Raw genomic sequence first — 19447 nt, 5'->3', positions numbered from 1 at the left:
ATCTGTATCAAAATTTACGTTCATTTGTAGCGATCGCTAAAATCACAGATGTTGTACCTTTGTCAACGAACTTTTTAAGTAAAAGCTGACTCTGTTGTTGACAAAGGTGTAAGATATCGGTTCGATCGACAATGCCAGAAAGTTTACACATTGTCGATCGCCCCATTGCCTGTGCTACCCTGTGACAACAACCTAGAGCCAAAGCTACTCCTAGCATATGGTTCACATTAAACGGATCGAACTGACTAACTTTAAATCTTTTGGCGGCACGACGGCCATTCCCGTGCTGCCCGGTTTTACTGTGGTTTCCGGGCCCAACGGTTCTGGGAAGTCCAACATCCTCGACGCTTTGCTGTTTTGTCTCGGACTTTCGAGTTCTAAGGGAATGCGGGCTGAACGTTTGCCGGATTTGGTGAACAGCGCCCAAAACAAACGCGGTACGATCGAAGCTAGCGTGACAGCGACTTTTGCGCTGGAAGATGTGGGAGAGGAATGGTTCGCCCAGGATGAAGATGAGGATGAAAATGCAGCAGATGAGTTATCTGTTGAAGCAGAGGAAGTCGAAGCGATAGAAACTGCCGAAACTCAAGACAACAACGGACAATCATCTTCTGTCAATCAAGAATCGCCTCTATCTGTTGAAGAAGCCGAAGGGATAGAAACTGCCGCAACTCAAGACAACAACGGCCACTCATCTGCTGTCAATCGAAAATCCAAAATCCAAAATCCAAAATCGGATGAGTTATCTGTTGAAGACGTAGAAGAGATTGAAATCGCAGCAACTCAAGACAACAACGGACAACTACTCGCTAGTAATAAAAAATCCAAAATCGAAAATCCAAAATCGGATGAGTGGAGTGTGACGCGGAAACTTCGGGTAACTCGCCAAGGTACTTACACTTCAACTTATTACATTAACGGGCAACCTTGCACGCTGACTCAACTTCACGAACAACTCAACCGCTTGCGAATTTATCCCGAAGGCTATAACGTCGTGCTCCAAGGAGACGTTACCAGCATTATTTCGATGAATTCTAAGGAACGCAGAGAAATCATTGACGAATTAGCTGGGGTGGCTCAGTTCGATCGCAAAATCTCTTTAGCTAGGCAGAAGTTGGATGAAGTTAAGGAGGTGGAAGAACGCAGCCGGATTGTGGAAAAAGAACTGATTTCTCAGCGGGACAGACTTGCTTCCGATCGCACAAAAGCGGAAAAATATCAAAAGCTGCGGGCGGAATTTCAAGAAAAGTCGCAGTGGGAAATTGTGCTGAAATTCCGGCAATTGCAGCAGCAAGAATGGAAGCTGCGAGAACAAATCGAAACGGGCGAGCGCACTTCTGCATCTCTCACTGAACAACTGCAAACAATTAACACTCAAATTCAAGAAGCAACCGCCGAACTTGACGCGCTGAATGCCCGCGTTAAAGCTTTGGGAGAGTCAGAATTGTTGGCTTTGCAAGCGACGATTGCGACTCAGGAAGCGGAACGGCGGCAACTGCAAAACCGCAAACAGGATTTGGAAAAAACTGCTGGGCAAATGGCGGCTAACATAGCACAAACCGAGGAAGAAGTTCGCCAATTCCGGCAAAGTTTGGAGCAAATAGAGATTGAAATATCTTATGTTAAGTCTCAAATAGGAAGTTTGCAGGAACAGCGGGACGCAGCCCAGCAAAGTTTAGATGAAAATCGGGAAATTGCAAATGCGATCGCCTCCACGGCAGAAGCTTGGGTACAGCAGCAAACGGAACTGCACCGCCAAATCGAAACAATTCAACAAACTTTGGAACCGCAGCGTACAGAACAAGCTACCATTGGCGAAAGAGCCGATCGCCTGCAAAGTCAAATTCAAGAACAAAACCAATCGCTGCAAGTATTGGAACAGGAAATTGCAGCGAAAAAAGAGCAGCAATCTCGCCTGGTGGAAACCAAAGGCGTGGCATCTTTGCAAGTAGAATCGCTGAATCAAATTTTAGTCGAAGCCGAACAAGAATTGCAACTGCAACAGGAAACTCAAACTCGTTTGTTGGAAGAACAGCGGGAAAGACAGCGCAAATTAGACAAACTAGAAGTGCAGTTTCAAGCACTGCAAGAAGCGACGGGAACGTTTACGGCAAAAATTGTCGCGCAAAGCGGAATTGGCGGAGTTTGCGGCTTGGTGGCGCAACTGGGCAGGGTAGAACCGCGCTATCAGTTGGCGCTGGAAATAGCGGCGGGCGGGCGCATGGGAAATATGGTGGTGGAAGATGACAGCGTGGCTGCTGCTGCGATCGAATTGTTGAAACAAAAACGGGCGGGAAGGATGACGTTTTTGCCTTTGAATAAGATTAGAGGCGGCAGGTATTCGGTGAATGAAAATTTGCGGCGCGCGGCTGGGTTTGTGGATGCGGCTGTTAATTTGATTGATTGCGATTCGCGGTATCAGGAAATTTTTGCTTACGTTTTTGGCAGTACGGTTGTGTTTAGCAACCTCAGCGACGCCCGTCGCTATTTGGGACAGTACCGGATTGTCACTTTGGACGGGGAAATTTTGGAAACTAGCGGGGCGATGACTGGGGGAAGTTCTACTAACAGATCAACCTTGCATTTTGGCACGGTTGAGGCTAGTGAGGCTGCTAGTGAAGCGCGGACGATCGCATCTCTGCAAGAAAGGTTGGAGGAAATTGAGCGGATTTTGGAACGGTGCAAAATTGCGATCGATCGCGCTTCTGTTGCAGTTAAAACTCGCAGCCAAGAATTGATGGAAGCAAAACAAAATTTGCGCGAACATCAGTTGCGCTTGGAACAGTTGGATTCGGAAATTAAGAATTTGCAAGCGCAACAGGAACAAGTGCGATCGCAAATTGCGAAAAACACACAGGAATTAACTAATTCGCGATCGAGATTGCAGTTGGTGGAACGAGAATTGCCCGCACAGGAAACTCAATTGCAGCAGTACCGGCAAACTTTGGCGCAGTTGGAAGAGTCGAACAGTCACAGCGAATGGCAGCAAATGCAATCGAGTTTGCGCGCTCTGGAAGCGCAACTGCAAGAGCGAGAATTGGCTCTGAGAAACGTCCAGCAACGCCTTGTAGACTTGGAAAATCAATTCGGGCGTTTGGAAGACAAAATTAAGGAAGGCAGCGAGAAATTGCAGGAATGGCAAGTGCAGCAAAATGCGGGGGCGGATGCACTCGATCGCATTGTTTCCCAGCAGTTAGAACTCGATGGACAAATTGCCGCAGCTAAGGCGGCTTTGGGGGAAATTGAGGAAAAATTGGGCGTGCAGAAGGGAGAGCGCGATCGGGCGGAATCTCAATTGCGAGAACAGCATTTAGCCAAACAACAGTTACAATGGCAGTTGCAAAAACTCCACGAAACCCAGCAAGAACGACGGGAACAATTAGCCGCAGTCCGCACTCTATTGGAAGCGCAGCGGGCGGAAATGCCCGACCCCGTGCCGTCGATTCCTGAAAATGTCGAGAAAGCCAATTTGACGGAATTGCAGCAAGAAGTAAAGGCGATCGCCAAACGCATTCAAGCTTTAGAACCTGTCAATATGCTAGCCTTGGAAGAGTACAACCGCACTCAAGAGCGCCTTCAAGAATTGAGTCAAAAATTGACGACATTGGAAGGAGAACGCACTGAACTGCTGTTGAGAATCGAAAACTTTACCACACTCAGGCGGCGCGCTTTTAAAGAAGCTTTCGACGCGGTTAACGAGAACTTTCAGACTATCTTTGCGGAACTTTCCGAAGGCGATGGCTATCTCCAGCTAGATGACCAGGAAGACCCCTTCAGCAGCGGCTTGAATTTGGTGGCTCACCCGAAGGGCAAACCCGTACAGCGGCTGGCTTCCATGTCTGGAGGCGAAAAGTCGCTGACGGCGCTGAGTTTTATTTTTGCGCTGCAACGCTACCGCCCGTCTACGTTTTACGCTTTTGATGAAGTGGATATGTTTCTCGATGGGGCAAATGTGGAGCGATTAGCTAGAATGATAAAACGACAGTCTGAACAAGCCCAGTTTATTGTTGTGAGTTTGCGGCGACCTATGATTCAATCGGCTGAGCGTACAATTGGCGTTACTCAAGCACGGGGAGCTTATACTCAAGTCATAGGACTGAAGTTGTAGTCCCGGAGTTTATGTTAACGCTCGTGTTGAGTGATATATGTACTTAATAAATCAGGATTAAAGTTAGAATGACATCCGAACAAATCTGCCAACGCTCCGATATTCTAGGCACTCAAGTCATCACCCGCGACAGAGGTAAACGCTTGGGGGTGGTCAGTCAATTGTGGGTGGACATTGACCGGCGGGAAGTTGTGGCGATCGGTCTGCGTGATAATATATTTGCGGTCGCTGGAATGCCGAAGTTTATGTTCCTCAGCAATGTCAGCGAAATCGGCGACGTGCTGTTGGTGGAAGATGAGAGCGCGATCGAAGATGATGTTGATGTTGAAGTCTACAGCATTTTGATTAACAGCGAAGTTATTACCGAAACCGGCGAACTTTTAGGTAGGGTGCGGGGCTTTAGGTTCGACCCCGAAGACGGTAAGTTAGTTTCTATAATTATCGCTTCCTTGGGAATCCCCCAAATCCCCGACCAAGTTCTCAGCACTTACGAGTTGGGCATTGAAGAAATTGTCAGCAGCGGCCCGAATCGCTTGATTGTGTTTGAAGGTTCCGAGGAAAGGCTCAGACAGCTTAGTGTGGGTTTGCTCGAGCGCGTCGGTTTGGGTCAAGCACCTTGGGAACGAGAAGAAGACGAGGCAGGTTATTATCCGAAACCCGTGGCTACGGGAAATCAATTGGGCCCGGGCGTGCGGATACCTGCACCGGAAATGCGGAGCCGCGTAGCTGCGCCTGCGGTGGAGGAAGTTCCTTGGGATGAGGATTTAGAGTGGAATCGGCCTGCGGTTCGCCAGCCGCCGATGCGCGCGGTGCAGGCACAGCAGCCGCCAATCGAGGATTACGAGGATTACGAAGAGGATAATTGGGGCGGCGAGGAGGACGATTACGAAGAGGAGGAGTACGAGGAGAAACCCCAATACACTCGCGCTGAGATTTCTCGCCCGAAGCAGCCAGTGGTGGAGTACGAGTACGAGGATGATGTGGAGGCTGATGCTTGGGCTGACGATGAGGCACCGAAGCCTTACCAGGCTCCTCGGGTGAATATCCCTGAGAAAACTAAGACTCCTGAGTATGAGGAGGAGCCTGGTTATTAGAAATTAATCCCTCGGTTGGACGGGTTTACGAGATTGTTTGTTTTAGAAATAGATAGTTGTGAAATCCGCCCCTACAATGGCCTGTAGGGGCGGGTTTCACCAACCATATCGGCGTAAAACCAACAATATAATAAACTCGCCCCCGCCCAACCAATAATCGGAATCTACATTTTTTTTGGACTATCTCGAACATCAGGTTAATCTAGATTATCGGCTGTGTGGGGGGCGGGTTTATCTAAATTGTTGGTGAACCTCAAATATTGTTTGTAAAAGCCGCCCCTACGCTAAATTATGAAAAAAACTTTTATTAAAACCTTTATTTTCAGATTAATAACATATCTAATTTTTCCAATTTTTTTATCTACCACCACGGCTGAAATTGTCTTGCGAGTTGCGGGATACAAACCCTGGCAAATAGAAAATGTTGATGTTGCGGTCGAACCAAAAGGTAACTTTTTTACCAAAGACTCGGAACTCGGCTACAAGCATTTGCCTGGTAAATTCAAGGTGACACTTAACGGTAATTACTCATTTAATGCCACTCATCTCAATAATAGTTTAAGAATAACTCATCCCCTCAATACTTACAATTTATCGTCCACAAAGCCAGAAATTTGGATATTTGGCTGTTCTTTTACCTACGGTTGGTCATTGAATGATAGTGAAACTTATGCTTGGTTGCTGCAAGAAAAATTACCCAAGTATGAAATAGTAAATTTTGGCGTTAACGGGTATGGCACGCTGCACTCGTTGATTCAATTCAAAGAAGCACTCAAACAAGGAAATAAACCAAAAATGGCGGTGATTGCTTATGCGGGATTTCACGACCGCCGCAATACTTTGTTAAGGGCGAGAAGAAAGCAAATGGCTGCTTGGAATAAACTGGGTATTTTATTCCAGCCCGATGCTAGGCTGAATGGAGAAAATAATTTTACCTACAAAATGGCAAAACTTGAATATCACGAGTTCCCGCTGATGCGGGTTTCTGCATTAAGCCATTTTTTGGAGGTTAATTACAATCAATTTGAAGAGGGATTGTACAAAAGTCACGAGGTTTCTAAGGCAATTATTGAAGAGTTTAACCGTGTGGCTGAGGCTAATGGTGTTAAGTTAGTTGTGGCGGGAATTAATACAGGTTCTGCTAAGATGTTGGAGGAGTTAAGTCAGCAGGGAATTGCTACGGCGGATATTTCTGTTGATTTGAAAATACCTGCCAATAATAATTTACCTCATGACCTTCATCCAAGTGCGATCGCCAATCGGCAATATGCAGAAAAGTTGGAAGGCTTTTTGCAACGTACTGTTTTAAAGTAAGTTAACGAACCGCGAAGGCGCAAAGGGCGCGAAGGAAGAGATAAAGAGGAAGTTTAGAAGTTATTTAGGGTTGCTAGACTGATGGGATTATTTGATTTTGTTTCTTTTAAATTGCCTCGAAAATTTCTAATTGATGGGTTTTTCCTGTTTTTACTTGTTCTCCTCACAGTTGCAGTAACATCAATCTATGTATCCAGCGAACATACTTTTTATTGGTGGGATTACGCGGGATACAATACCGCTACAGTCAACACGGCAAATTTATTTCGAGAGTCGCCAGATAAAGCATGGCGCGGAGTTATAGAATCGCTATCTAAGGAAAAAAACCTGTTAATCTCTCTGCCGTTAGTGCCGTTTATTCTATTATTTGGCGAGTCTCGACTAAGTTACATTCTCAGCGTATCCCTGATTTATGTGCTGCCGTTTCGCCTGTTGCTGGGGGCAATTTCTGCAAAGCTAATTCCAGTTTATTCCCGCCGGGTCTTTTGGTCAACGGTGCTGCTGAGTTTATTAATTCCGATGAGTTGGATACCGACTCTGCGGGGATATCTGGATACTGGCGGCTGTGTGTTTGTAGCCTTGGCAATTTGGGTTTATTTGCAGGATGTTAAGCTGAAATCTTGGTGGAAAATCCCGTTAATTGGGTTTTTGCTGGCGGCGGCGATTCTGTTGCGGCGTCATTTTGCTTATAGTGCGATCGCATTTTTGGGTGCAGCGACTTTACAGGTTCTCATCGAGTTTATTGTACTAATATACTGTAAAAAAACGTCGTTGTCGTCTCCAAAAGACAAGGACGCCCCAGTGCCGTTTTCCTACAGAAGCTTGTTTGAATCCGCTGTTAAATTGGTATTGATAGCTGCAACTAGCTTTACTATTTTAATGTTGGTAGCGGGAGATTTTACTCGCAGTGCTCTGACGGTTGACTACCGCAATTTGTATGTCGCTTGGAGTTTGCCTGTAAATGATATTTTAACTCGTTATGCAGATTTTTACGGTTTGGGCACTTGGCTGCTGGTACTGATTGGTTTTTCTGCGGGAATTCTCACTCGAAAGCTGGTTCCGGCGGCGGCTATTTTTGTTTCGTTGTTTGGGGTTTTGTCGGTGGTTGAATGGCTGTTAGTTTTGCGTTACGGCTACTTGCACTATACAATTCATATTACACCGATCGCACTTTTAGGACTATCCACATTTTTCTGGACAGCTTGGCTGACACTCAAGGGAAAATTCCGGTATTTTATGCTGGGCGCGGCGGGTTTGTACCTGCTTGTAAATGCTGCAGTCGGGTTAATTCCTCTGAAAATTGATTTGCCAAGACTGTTTGTGGGTAATTTTCCGCCGTTAGTGCGATCGGATTACGACGAAGTTATAAAATTAGTAGAATTTCTGCGAAAATTAGCACCAAATGAAGAACCGATTTATATTGCCGGTGCTTCTAACAGTTTTAATGCTAACATACTCCGACAAGCCAACCGCAAATTAAACCCGCCGGAGGGCTGGTGGAAATTAAATACCATCGGGAGGCCGCAAATTGACTCGCGCGATACTTACCCGCTACCGGAGTTGTTGCAGTCACAATATGCGGTGGTTGCTACACCCTTTCAGCAGGTGTTACCGAGTGACGAACAAGTTTTGCGATCGCACGAACAAGATGTTGTTAAAGTTGTGTACGATGCCTTTACTCAAAACTGGGAAATTGCCCGCGATTTCCAATTGCTACCGGAACAGTTTAAGCTAGAAAACGGCGTGACTGTCAGCGTTTACCGGAGGGTGCGGCCGACTGATACAGCAACGGCAGTTAGGGCTCTGGAGGCGATGCAGCGCCAAATAGTCGATCGACCGGGCACGCAGTTAGATTGGATTAGTTTGCATCAATCAATCTACACAAGTGCCAATTATTCAGTCAGTCAAGAATCGGATAACCTATATAATATTGTAACTCATCCAATTAAAAACAGCAAGAAACTCGATACATCTTTCCTCTATTTAGGTTCCATCTCCGACAAAGCGAAAGTTACAGGCAAACTCAATTTACTTAACAAGCAATGTCCGGGAGTTGTCCTGCGCTTGACTTTGTGGGACAAGCAAGGTAAATTAGTAGACTCAGCAGAGATGGCTTATAGTCAAAAAAGTGCGATCGGCTTAAATCTATTAGTTGAGGGCAAAAATCCCATTTATCTGCTGCTTGAGGTATTGAGTAGCAGCAAACAGGATTTAACAAACCAATGCCGACTGGAGATTAACAATTTGGCTGTCAGTAGGTAAGTGGAACCGTCAATGCAAAAACACCAAAAATCTCACTGGTATTTTAATCTATCTCTCTATACTTTTGTCATCATCGGTTCCCTGATGGCCACTGGCTATATTTTCCCAATTGGAGGCAATTTCCCCGAAGTGCCACCCATTAAATTTATGTTAAATCCTGAACTCTACAAAAATGACTATTACGTTCAGGAAATGGTTAAATTCAATCCGAGATACTACTATTATTATATCATCTATTTGCTCGCAAACTTAGGAACCAGCATTCCCCTAGCGCACTTTATTTATCAATTCCTAGCCTTCGGTTCATTTATCCTAGCTTGCTACGCAATTATCAATATTTATACTAATTCAAAACTACCTGCTGCAGCGATGGCTTTTTTATGTATAGCCGCTTCATTTACAGATGTTGGTAACACGCTGATATTTTCCAATAAATCAGTACCCAGTACCTTCGCTATGGCCTTCGCAATCTGGGGCATTTACTTTAGTTTGCGCCAAAAATGGCTGACCGGATATTTATTTTTTGGACTGGCTTGTCTGCTGCAATTTTTAGTTGGTTTGTTGCCGGGATTGATGATGATTCCCGTTTTAGTTATTGAATCTGTAAAACAGCGGAAGTTCAAAACATTGATTTTAGCGATCGCACTTTTAGCAGCAATGGCAAGTATCGTTTACGTACCGATGTTATTAACAGGTACTACCAGCACTCACACTATCGACAACGCCGAGTTTGTCTACATTCACGCAACAGTCCGCAACCCCCACCACATCCTCCCGTCTAATTGGGATGTGGGGAATTGGTTCAACTTTATATGTTTCATAATGGGTGGCTTGCTTTGCATCAAAAACTCCTATTTATTGCCCAAAGAAGACAAGATTAATTTTTATGTAATTGTTGGTACATCGATTTTTGCACTGTTTCTGAATTACGTATTTGTAGAAGTTTACCCGCTGGCTTTTATCGCCAAACTACAGTTAGCTAGAACCGTACCTTTTGCTCAAATAATTATATTTATTGCTGTAGCTTTGATGGTCGAGCGACTTTACAGAGAAAAACAAATAGCTGTTAGCTTGTTGCTGTTAGCTGTACTAACGTTGCCTTTTAGGGGCATCATTTTCTTAGCATTATCAGTTTGGCAAACAAAAAATTACGTATTGCCCAAACGATATAATATATTGTTGTGGATTTTAGCAGCAGGAACGGTAATTTTCAGCTTGATATATCCGGTGACTGATTCATGGGAAATAGTTGGCGATCGCATAATTAGCATCCCCGTCCTTTTCTCAATCCTCGCTTTCCCATTCATTTTAGAAAAAACATCCCTAGCTACATCGATCAAACAGGCTATAACTCACACATTAGCCTTAATAACTACCGCCACCTTAGTTTTTGGAGTAGCAGGAATTCTGCCCAAACCTATATTAAATGTATTTCAAACAAGAGTTAATATCAATGCCTTTCCCAGAGACGACTTAAGCAAATTAGCTGTCCGATTTTCGCAAAGTAGCAGCCGCGATTCACTCGTATTAATTCCACCTTCAGTTACCAGCTTTCAGTTTTTCTCCGAAAGAGCGATTGTCGTCAACTTCAAAAACTTTCCCTTTACCGAAAAAGGCATCAAAGAATGGCAAAGTCGCATGGAAACCGTTTTAGGAGTGCCATTAAACCCGCAAATGATCTGGGGAGGAAATGACTTTTTCATCCGCCGCAGCAGTTCAGATTTAGTCAAAGTAGCCAAAAATTATCATGCCGATTATATCCTGACTCGTACTGACTGGCATCCAAATATTCCAGGGGAAATCGCAGACAAACAAGGCAAATGGATACTGTATAAAATTAGGTAAGAGGTAATTGGTAAAACTTGTTAAATCCCAATTATAATTTTATCTGAGTCAGCATAGACAGAGTTTGCTTGTCTGTAAGCAATTCCATCGCCGATTTATCTGCGTTAATCAGCGTTAATCAGCTTTAATCTGCGGTTAAATATCAAAACCAGAATCATCAATAATTTCGCTAATTTGCTTATCCACATAATCAGCATCCACATTCCGCGCCATCAACTCAGCTAAAATCCCCAAAGAAATCAACTGCACCGACAGAATTGTACACAAAATCCCAAAAAATAACAAAGGTCGATTCCCGATCGGCCCAAAATTCATCCCCGCCAAATTCAGAAACCAAATAACTATCAAATAACTCAGCGAAACAGTTCCAACCAAGCCAAAACATAATCCCAAACCTCCAAACAAATGACCCGGTTTGTGTAAATACTGCGTCGTGGCTAACACTGTCAACAAATCAATAAATCCCCGCGCATAGCGTTCCCAGCCGTAATTAGATTTTCCGTGCTTTCGCGGATGATGTTCTACAACTACTTCCCCAATTTTAAACCCTAAATTGTTTGCTAAAGCTGGAATGTAGCGGTGCAATTCCCCGTACAATTTAATCGACTGCAAAACTTCCCTACGGTAAGCTTTAAAACCGCAATTCATATCGTGCATTTGCACCCCAGTCAGCAAACACGCAACAGCATTAAACAGCTTGGAAGGTAAAGTTTTAGAAAGCGGGTCGTTCCGCTGTTTTCGCCAACCGGAAACTAAATCAAATCCCGATTCTAAATGATGTAAAAATTTGGGAATTTCAGCGGGGTCATCCTGAAGGTCAGCATCGAGAGTAAAGATAATTATCCCTGCTGCATTGCGAAATCCTGCTGAAAGTGCGGCGGATTTGCCAAAGTTGCGGCGCAGTTTAATCGCTTTAATGATTTTGGGATGTTGGCTGGCTAAATCAGTGATTTCTTGCCACGAATAATCGCGGCTACCGTCATCTATGAAAATCACTTCGTAACTGTCAATTTCTGTTTGAAACATGACAAGTTGGATTTTTTCAAACAGCAATTTGAGGGTAGCTTCTTCGTTGTGAACTGGGATTACGAAGCTGAGATGTTTTGGCATAGGGCTATTCTATTTCATTTGTGTTGTCAATGAGATTTTTTTATTAACCGCAGAGGGCGCAGAGGGCACAGAGGAGGAGAAAGAGAGGTTTTTTAGTTTTTATTGATAACTTGGGAGTTTCGCAATGCTACCCAACCTTTGCGGTTTTTAAAGGAAGCATAGGCTGTCAATAATTTATCTGTTGGTGATGTTTGAATGTATCCTCTCCAAGCGGCGAATTCGTAGGAAGGGCCAAACAAGTTAACTAAATCTGGGCGCGGAAATCCTGACATGGCGAAACCTCGAACGACATTTTCTTGGTTGAGAATGGCAATACATTTTACATTGTTTTCGGGGTCTCCTACCCAGCCAATTACTCTCGCTGCTGTTGGTGCAAGTGCGGTGGCTGTATCAAAAAATCCGGGTACTCCGTCTTTGGGCGCTGACAGTAAATTTGGGTCGATTTTTGTGTCTAATGCTGCACAGAAATTGTGTTTTTTGATGTCTCGGTTAAATGGCACTAAGTTGTTAATTTTTAAGGCGTCAATTAATCCGATAAAAGCGGCGGGTTTGTTGCCTACGCGGTCTTTAATTAGCGTTACGTCGGTGATTCCTAATTGCAGTGATAATGCTACTAACGGTTGATAGGTGGCTCTGCGGGCGATCGCCATTGCAGTTTCGCCTCCCACCCCGTACATTAAAATAATCGCGACTGTCGCGACTGCAAACAGCGGTGTCAGCCAACGCCCTTGAATTCTTGGTTTTGGCTGCAACTCGCGCACCCACAATACTGTCAGCACAATTGTGCTCATCCAAAACAAAGCTGGGAGTGTCGCGTAGCGGGAAGCGGTGGCCTGTTCGACGCCAAATCCCGATCGGCTAACCGCTGCCATTAACGCCGTTTGCAGCGTGTAAAGTTGGATTGATAGCCAAGGCAGCCAATCTGGGCGATCGACCTTTTTTACCAATAGCCAATAACCGACAAAACCAGTTGCTGCCATCAAACCAATTATACCAATAATTGAAGCAAAAATAATATTTTCGCTAAAAATTCCGCCGAGATAAATGGGAATATACTCGAGAGTTTTGAGCGGGTTGATTTTAGTTAAAGAAGGGTGATGAGATGGAGTTTTATAAGTTAAAAAATAAATGCCAATCACTGCAATCGAAGCAATGAAATACAAACAAGTTATTCGCCGAGGAAACCGCAGCACAACAGCAGCAGCACACAATATCGGCCACAAAGCTAAAGGAGTGCTGTAACTAATACAGGCTAAAACGCCAAAAACAATGCTGCCAATTACCCACTTATTTTGTTTCCATTCTACATTACCAGGCTCTGCCTGGTAATGTAGATCCAGAGGCGGAGCCTCCTTCTTCCTTGACAAAAGCGTCGCATAGGATTGCAAACAAAATATCGAACAAATCACAAATAAATTAGCAATTATCCAGTGAACTCCGCTGAATCCCCGCATCCAATTGTGAGCCGCAGCAGGAGTAAAGTTAAAAATAGAAATACAAAGAACTAGCGAGATAAATAGCAGCGGAAAAACCCTCATTTTTAACGGCAGCAGAGCAATTAATACGTGGCACTGAATCCAAGCTAAGAACCAGGCAACTAAACATAAACCAATATTTGAACCTTGGGTGACAACTATATTCAAGCCATAAATAATTGCCGGAATCAAGACAAAATGCTCGTTGGCCCGAAATATCCAATCAAAAGGATTTGTAGAGAAACCGTCTACTGAATAAAAATTCCATGTCATCCACCAATAATCAAAATTAGACAAGTCTCCCGCTTGGGATATCAAGTACAAAATATATGACGCTGGTATTAGGATTCCGAGAACTGATGCGGCAATTAAAATATATTGTTGCTTGACTTTCATAGATTCAGACATGGGGAGATTTTTAATTTGTAGGGACGAGTTGAGGTGAGAAACTTTGGATATAACAGGTAACTCATTAACAAAACTCGCCCTCGCGATTTGAGTTTTCCTCGATTTTTTATTTCACTTCTCTGGCCAGCATTTTTCTGAGTCCTTGCCGCCAGTGGGGAGGATACGTGCCTAGAAGTGCTGATATTTTTACCGTAGAGAGGACAGAAAAAGCCGGACGTTTTGCGGGTGTCGGATATTCGGCGGTGGTGATGGGAATTACGCGCTGAACTTTTAGGGGAAGGCCGAGTTGTGCTGCTTCCTCAAAAATGGCGATCGCAAAATCGTACCAACTACAAACACCGCTGTTAGTGTACTGGTAAGTCCCAAAACTTTCTGACCCAAGCAGAGGAATAATTTGCGAAATTGCCTCCGCTAAATCCCCCGTCCAAGTAGGACTTCCGATCTGATCTGTTACTACTCGAATTTCTTCTCTTTCCTTTCCCAACCTCAGCATAGTTTTGACAAAGTTGCCTTTGCCTCCGTTGCCGTAAACCCACGCGGTTCTAATAATAATATTTCGGTTTCCCGCTTTCCGAATTGCTTCCTCGCCTGCTAATTTAGATTGACCGTAAGTTCCCAGTGGGTTCGTAGAATCTGTTTCCAGATAAGCAGAACCGTGGCTGCCGTCAAATACATAATCAGTAGAAAAGTGAATTAAACTTGCTCCCAGTTTTTCGCATTCTTCTGCGAGAATTCCCGGCGCAATGCCGTTGACTGCATTTGCTAATTCCGGTTCGCTTTCTGCTTTGTCTACCGCAGTGTAAGCACCCGCATTGACGACTAAATCCGGTTGAATTTCAGCCATTGCTTGACAGATGCTTTCGGGTTGGGATAAGTCCAGGCGAGTGCGATCGACCGCAATTACCTCTCCCGAAGATAATAAAATCGGCTGCAATTCTTGAGCTAGCTGTCCGCTGCCACCTGCGAGTAAAATTTTCATGATCAAAACACTTGAGCTCTTTTCAACGTTTGTCCAGCTTGGTCTTTAGCTGATAAGATTGGTTGGTCACCATCTAGCGGCCAGTCGATCGCCAAATCGGGGTCATTCCACAGGATACACCGCTCGTGTGCTGGTGCGTAATAATCTGTCGTTTTGTACAAAACTTCAGCCGTCTCCGAAACCACTAAAAAACCATGAGCAAATCCCGCTGGAACCCAAAATTGCCGTTTATTTTCTGCACTCACCACACAGCCAACCCACTGCCCAAAAGTCGGCGAACTTTTTCTAATATCCACCGCTACATCAAAGATTTCGCCAGCAACTACCCGCAGCAATTTGCCTTGAGGATGCTGCATTTGGTAGTGCAAACCGCGCAACACATTTTTAGAGGATTTGGAATGATTGTCTTGAACAAATTCTGCCGTCACACCTGTTTTTTCGACAAAAACTTTGTGATTGAAACTCTCAAAAAAGAAACCGCGATCGTCTCCGAAAATTTTCGGCTCAACGATCAGAACTTCCGGTATTTCAGTAGATATAACATTCATAGTTGGCTGTATCGCGTGATAAACTCATACTCAGTCTACGCTATTTTACTATGAAAACTGACACATATCTCAAAAAGTTGTATGCCAACCGCTTTGATTCGCGACAAATGCAAGCGAAGGTGGCACTCTGGAAAGTTTTAATTGACGAATTCTTACAAGATTATGTGCCTCCCGAATCAGCTATCTTAGATATTGGCGGCGGTTACTGCGAGTTTATCAATCAAATTAGGGCTGAAAAAAAATGTTTGATTGACCTCAATCCCGATTCAAAGTTATTTGCAAATCCTGATGTGAAGGTGCTGAACATTGATGTTTTAAATTTGGAGTCTAATAAATTTTTTACCGAACAGTTCGATCGTATTTTTATCTCAAATTTTTTTGAACACCTCCGAAACAAAGAGGAACTTGTAGAAATTATCTCGTTTTGCTTTGATGCCCTCAAGCCGAGCGGTTCTTTATTGGTAATTCAGCCTAATTTTAAATACTCCTACAAGGAATATTACGATTTTATCGACCATCAATTACCGATAACGCATTTATCGCTGCAAGAGCTTTTACAAACTGTCGGGTTTGAAATTGACCTGATTATACCGAGATTTTTACCGTTTTCGACGAAAGGCAGACCGGCTTCGCCCTTGCTGTTAAAAGTTTACTTAAAATTGCCTTTTTTGTGGGGAGCTTTGGGAGGGCAAATGTTTGTTAAAGCCTCGAAACACAAGAATTGAGTATCTTTCTCAAGATCGACACTTCCCGTCAGAGGTGGAAAATGAGAATCTAGGGAAATCGCTCATTTTAATAATTCCTCGACTGGAATGCTAAAACCTGGTAAAACAATTTGCGCGCTAATAACTTCCCCAGCAATAAAGATGCTTATGGTTTGTTTTGTTACTACAATAATCCATTGGTTTTCAGGATATACCAGCCAAACTTCCTCACTTCCCGATTCTAAATATTCTGTAGCTTTAGCAATTAGATCTTCCGCCCGATCAGTTGGCAAAACAATTTCAGCACCGAAAGGAAAACTTTGTGGCAGCACTTTGAGATTGCCAAATTGTGCGACAAATTCCGGGGGAAGGTAAGCAACAGCAGGATAGCGTCCCTGCTGGTTGGTGCGGCAAGGAACATCAGTATAAACCTCCCCTTATTGTCCGCTAGAGTCTTTGTAAGTTCTCCAATAAAAGTAAAGATTTCCTTGCACATTGCTATGCTTGAGAGTCATGCCATTTTTTTCCAATAATTCACCATCAACCCACTCTTGCATATCCGGTGGACTTTCCATCCATGCTTCTAGAGAGTAGATTTTCGATTGGGCAATAACTGTAGAAGTTATCATGTTTTTGCGTCTGCGCGGGGAACTTTTTTTCTATGATACCAGATGCGATCGAGCTTTGGTTGACAAAAGCGCGATCGCACTTTGTAGATGGCACTTTTCAGTGTTATCATAAAAGTTACAAAGTATCCAGCATTTCTGGCTTTGTCCAATTAGGATGAAGCTGCCATAAAGCATCACTTTGAGGACAAACATGATGACACAAACTCAATCATCCGCCGCCTTTGCACTCAATATTCCACTAACACTAACACTCACCGTTACCCGCGAACAGTTCGTTGAATTGGCCATCGCCAACCGAGAATTACAATTAGAAAGAACAGCAACAGGGGAATTAATCGTGAATCCACCAACCGGAGGCGAAACAGGATACAAAAATCTCGACATAGAAGGACAACTTTGGTTGTGGAACCGTCAAACTAAACTAGGTAAAGCGTTTAACTCTTCTACTGGTTTTCACTTACCCAATGGAGCAGATCGCTCTCCCGATGCAGCTTGGGTGCGTCAAGAAAGGTGGGATGCACTCACCCCAAAACAAAAAGAAAGCTTTATTCCCTTGTGTCCTGATTTTGTGGTAGAACTTTGTTCTAAAACTGACAGCATGGAACCGCTGCGAGCCAAGATGAAAGAGTATATGAACAATGGCGCTCGTTTGGGGTGGTTGATAGATAGAAAAAACAGAAAAGTAGAAATTTACAGGCAAAATCAAGATGTAGAAGTGCTGGAAAATCCTGTTACTTTGTCCGGTGAAGATGTGTTGCCGGGGTTTGTCTTGGATTTGACAGAAGTTTGGGGATAAGCGATAGAGGGTAGGCACGGGCCACTACCCTACAAATCTGTATAAATGATTTAGATTTGCTATAATTATTGACAAATAAACACATTGCAATTTCAAACAGTATGATCGAGAAAAAAATCTTACAGGAAGGTTAAGAATATACATTTCGTTCATACTTTGAGTTGCCTTACGAAACGGATCAAATTTTAGCAGAATTTAATTACTCGCCCATCAAAACTGAGCTGTCTTTGCCGCATACCTCTAGAGAACCTGATTGACTGACAAAAGTTTAATTAGCCCAAACTACAGTGGTAGCTTGAAACTCAATTCGGTAAGTTCTTTGCTGATGTTGTAAACGAGAAGCCTTGACTGGTTCGGGGTCAATATTAGTAGAAAAAGAGATAACAGAAATTAAATTCCAGCCCTTGTTCAGAGCTTGTTTGACCCAACTCCAGCCAATTTTCAAGTAGCTAGCACCCCGATACCAATGTGGATCTACACAGCGACGCTGACCTAAAATGACAACTTCAACACCTTGAGCAGTCAAGAAGAAAGTAGTCATCGCTAACACCAAGCACAGTCGAGAAATAGCTGGAGCCCAACGGAGTTTAGAGTCTTCGAGATTGAATCCAGAGGATTTATCATCCAGAAAATTTTCCTCAATGGTAAAGCGGAAGCCATATTCCCGAAAAGTTTGGAGATTAGTAGGTTCGGTACTAATAATGTACCAGTGTTCGCCATTCGTAGATTCCCACGCAATTGCTAGATGGACATCTGTGAGCGAGTTACATTTGTGAATTTGAACGTTGTGGATCAGTTTTGCCTCGCCGATGGCTACCGGAAATTGACTCACTCGCTGCCACCCCTGCCGTGGATGACGCAGCCAAAAATTCCCTTTAATCCGGATTCGACAGTGCCAGCCTAATTTTCTGACATAACGGACTAATTCGGCATTGGCAAACCCCCTCTCAGCCAAGAGAATGACTTTGACATCGACTGGTAGGAGCCTTGAGACACGCTTGAGGAGGTCCTGATAAGTATCGATGTTGACACTACTACTTTTGTGTTTGAGTACTCGCGGGCCCACCGGAATCGCTCTGCCCAAATGTACAACACAGATCCGAATGATGCAATATTTATCCCATAACATACTGGTATCAAAACTCAGATAAATTTCTGAGTCTTTCTAGTTGGCAAAGGAGGCCTTCACTACAGGACTATAAAGTTTTGCTGGGTTGATGCGAGGATTATTTACCCATCGAGACAATCTTCGTTGTGTGCTTTGGGCTATTTCTGCTTTGGTGCAAACATGGTCGATCCATTTGGTTAGATTTACCTTGCCTTCTACAATCAAACCAACCATCATCCAACACATCACTCCTAGATGTCTTAAATCTGACCACTGACTGTATTGACCTGCGAATTTCATTAGTTTATGATGAAGATGAGAGCGGCGATCGATCATTTCGATTCATACTGGTTTTTTGGTTAAAAACAGTTTATCCCTCTTTTTCTCTTTAATCCAGTCTGGGTCAGCTTTTACCCCGATCTTGACTGACTTTTGTCAGTCAACCAGGTGCTAGCTACTTGAAAATTGGCTGGAGTTGGGTCAAACAAGCTCTGAACAAGGGCTGGAATTTAATTTCTGTTATCTCTTTTTCTACTAATATTGACCCCGAACCAGTCAAGGCTTCTCGTTTACAACATCAGCAAAGAACTTACCGAATTGAGTTTCAAGCTACCACTGTAGTTTGGGCTAATTAAACTTTTGTCAGTCAATCAGCTCAATGACCCAAGCACATGGCTCATCGCGGATAATGTGATTGAAATTGACGAACATTCACAGTTGGGACAAGTTCGAGTCAGTCAATGGCTTGACTTGCATTTTTATCGTGCCGCTGAACACAGAGTCAATTTAATCCTCGTCCAAAGAATGAAGCCCATGTCAAACGGTCAGCCGTTTCCACCCTTATGGTTGGCTTGGGTGGGAGAACGAACTCTCCCTCTAGAAACAGTCTGGTTTAAGTATTTACGACGCTTTGGAGTGGATCATTGATATAAATTTGTCAAGCAACGACTACACTGGACATTGCCTAACCTAAGAACTCCCGAACAATCCGAGCGTTGGAGTGATTTAATGCCGTTGATGAGTTGGCAACTCTGGCTAGCTAGGGATTCAGTGGTTGAGAATGTATT

The 19447-nt window shown here is 43.8% G+C and carries 14 protein-coding genes and 1 pseudogene; 8 read left to right on the top strand and 7 right to left on the bottom strand.

Features of this window, described 5'->3' with window-relative positions; all coding sequences use genetic code 11:
* Nucleotides 1-217 precede the first annotated feature (217 nt).
* The 5 genes from smc to QUA45_RS07290 all read left to right on the top strand — a co-directional run bounded on the left by smc (nucleotide 218) and on the right by QUA45_RS07290 (nucleotide 10623).
* Nucleotides 218-4108: a chromosome segregation protein SMC gene (gene smc, locus QUA45_RS07310; protein WP_333220101.1), complete on the top strand. Its 3891-nt coding sequence runs from the start codon at nucleotides 218-220 to the stop codon at nucleotides 4106-4108.
* A gap of 68 nt (nucleotides 4109-4176) precedes the next feature.
* Complete coding sequence (locus tag QUA45_RS07305) at nucleotides 4177-5202, top strand: PRC-barrel domain-containing protein (protein ID WP_333098868.1); 1026 nt, start codon at nucleotides 4177-4179, stop codon at nucleotides 5200-5202.
* 384 nt (nucleotides 5203-5586) lie between these two features.
* The gene (locus QUA45_RS07300) at nucleotides 5587-6516 is read left to right on the top strand and encodes an SGNH/GDSL hydrolase family protein (protein ID WP_333220100.1); all 930 of its coding nucleotides are present in this window, start codon (nucleotides 5587-5589) and stop codon (nucleotides 6514-6516) included.
* A gap of 81 nt (nucleotides 6517-6597) precedes the next feature.
* Nucleotides 6598-8778: a hypothetical protein gene (locus QUA45_RS07295; protein WP_333220098.1), complete on the top strand. Its 2181-nt coding sequence runs from the start codon at nucleotides 6598-6600 to the stop codon at nucleotides 8776-8778.
* Between the two features lie 12 nt (nucleotides 8779-8790).
* On the top strand, nucleotides 8791-10623 hold the full coding sequence (locus QUA45_RS07290) for a DUF6798 domain-containing protein (protein WP_333098862.1): 1833 nt from the start codon (nucleotides 8791-8793) through the stop codon (nucleotides 10621-10623).
* Between the two features lie 135 nt (nucleotides 10624-10758).
* Here QUA45_RS07290 and QUA45_RS07285 read toward each other — a convergent pair whose 3' ends face one another.
* The 4 genes from QUA45_RS07285 to rfbC form a co-directional block, all read right to left on the bottom strand.
* On the bottom strand, nucleotides 10759-11733 hold the full coding sequence (locus tag QUA45_RS07285; protein ID WP_333098861.1) for a glycosyltransferase family 2 protein: 975 nt from the start codon (nucleotides 11731-11733) through the stop codon (nucleotides 10759-10761).
* Between the two features lie 92 nt (nucleotides 11734-11825).
* Nucleotides 11826-13616 carry a hypothetical protein gene (locus QUA45_RS07280; protein ID WP_333220096.1) on the bottom strand — a complete coding sequence of 597 codons (1791 nt, stop codon included), beginning with the start codon at nucleotides 13614-13616 and terminating at the stop codon, nucleotides 11826-11828.
* Between the two features lie 106 nt (nucleotides 13617-13722).
* Nucleotides 13723-14595, bottom strand: coding sequence for a dTDP-4-dehydrorhamnose reductase (gene rfbD, locus QUA45_RS07275; protein ID WP_333220094.1), 873 nt, complete (start codon nucleotides 14593-14595; stop codon nucleotides 13723-13725).
* A 2-nt stretch (nucleotides 14596-14597) separates the two neighbouring features.
* Complete coding sequence (gene rfbC / locus QUA45_RS07270) at nucleotides 14598-15143, bottom strand: dTDP-4-dehydrorhamnose 3,5-epimerase (RefSeq protein ID WP_333220093.1); 546 nt, start codon at nucleotides 15141-15143, stop codon at nucleotides 14598-14600.
* 50 nt (nucleotides 15144-15193) lie between these two features.
* Here rfbC and QUA45_RS07265 point away from each other — a divergent pair, with 50 nt between their 5' ends.
* The gene (locus QUA45_RS07265; protein ID WP_333098855.1) at nucleotides 15194-15868 is read left to right on the top strand and encodes a methyltransferase domain-containing protein; all 675 of its coding nucleotides are present in this window, start codon (nucleotides 15194-15196) and stop codon (nucleotides 15866-15868) included.
* A 62-nt stretch (nucleotides 15869-15930) separates the two neighbouring features.
* Here QUA45_RS07265 and QUA45_RS07260 read toward each other — a convergent pair.
* Both QUA45_RS07260 and QUA45_RS07255 read right to left on the bottom strand, forming a co-directional pair.
* Nucleotides 15931-16263, bottom strand: a pseudogene (locus QUA45_RS07260) (Uma2 family endonuclease); the annotation flags it as partial.
* Nucleotides 16264-16284: 21 nt separating this feature from the next.
* Complete coding sequence (locus tag QUA45_RS07255; RefSeq protein ID WP_333098853.1) at nucleotides 16285-16476, bottom strand: hypothetical protein; 192 nt, start codon at nucleotides 16474-16476, stop codon at nucleotides 16285-16287.
* 190 nt (nucleotides 16477-16666) lie between these two features.
* On the opposite strand from QUA45_RS07255, the gene QUA45_RS07250 reads away from it, so the two are divergent.
* A complete protein-coding gene (locus QUA45_RS07250; RefSeq protein WP_333220091.1) occupies nucleotides 16667-17272 on the top strand; it encodes a Uma2 family endonuclease in 606 nt (201 codons plus the stop codon).
* A 268-nt stretch (nucleotides 17273-17540) separates the two neighbouring features.
* On the opposite strand, the gene QUA45_RS07245 is transcribed toward QUA45_RS07250, so the two are convergent.
* Nucleotides 17541-18104, bottom strand: coding sequence for a hypothetical protein (locus QUA45_RS07245; RefSeq protein ID WP_333220089.1), 564 nt, complete (start codon nucleotides 18102-18104; stop codon nucleotides 17541-17543).
* Between the two features lie 915 nt (nucleotides 18105-19019).
* Between QUA45_RS07245 and QUA45_RS07240 the strand changes: the two genes are divergently transcribed.
* Nucleotides 19020-19307: a hypothetical protein gene (locus tag QUA45_RS07240; RefSeq protein WP_333220087.1), complete on the top strand. Its 288-nt coding sequence runs from the start codon at nucleotides 19020-19022 to the stop codon at nucleotides 19305-19307.
* Nucleotides 19308-19447: the final 140 nt, after the last annotated feature.

Origin of the sequence: Microcoleus sp. Pol12A5, from assembly GCF_036701435.1 — a bacterium.
Classification (GTDB): Bacteria; Cyanobacteriota; Cyanobacteriia; order Cyanobacteriales; family Microcoleaceae; genus Microcoleus.
The sequence above is the reverse complement of the archived record's forward strand: the minus strand, read 5'-3'. Positions and strand labels throughout refer to the sequence as shown.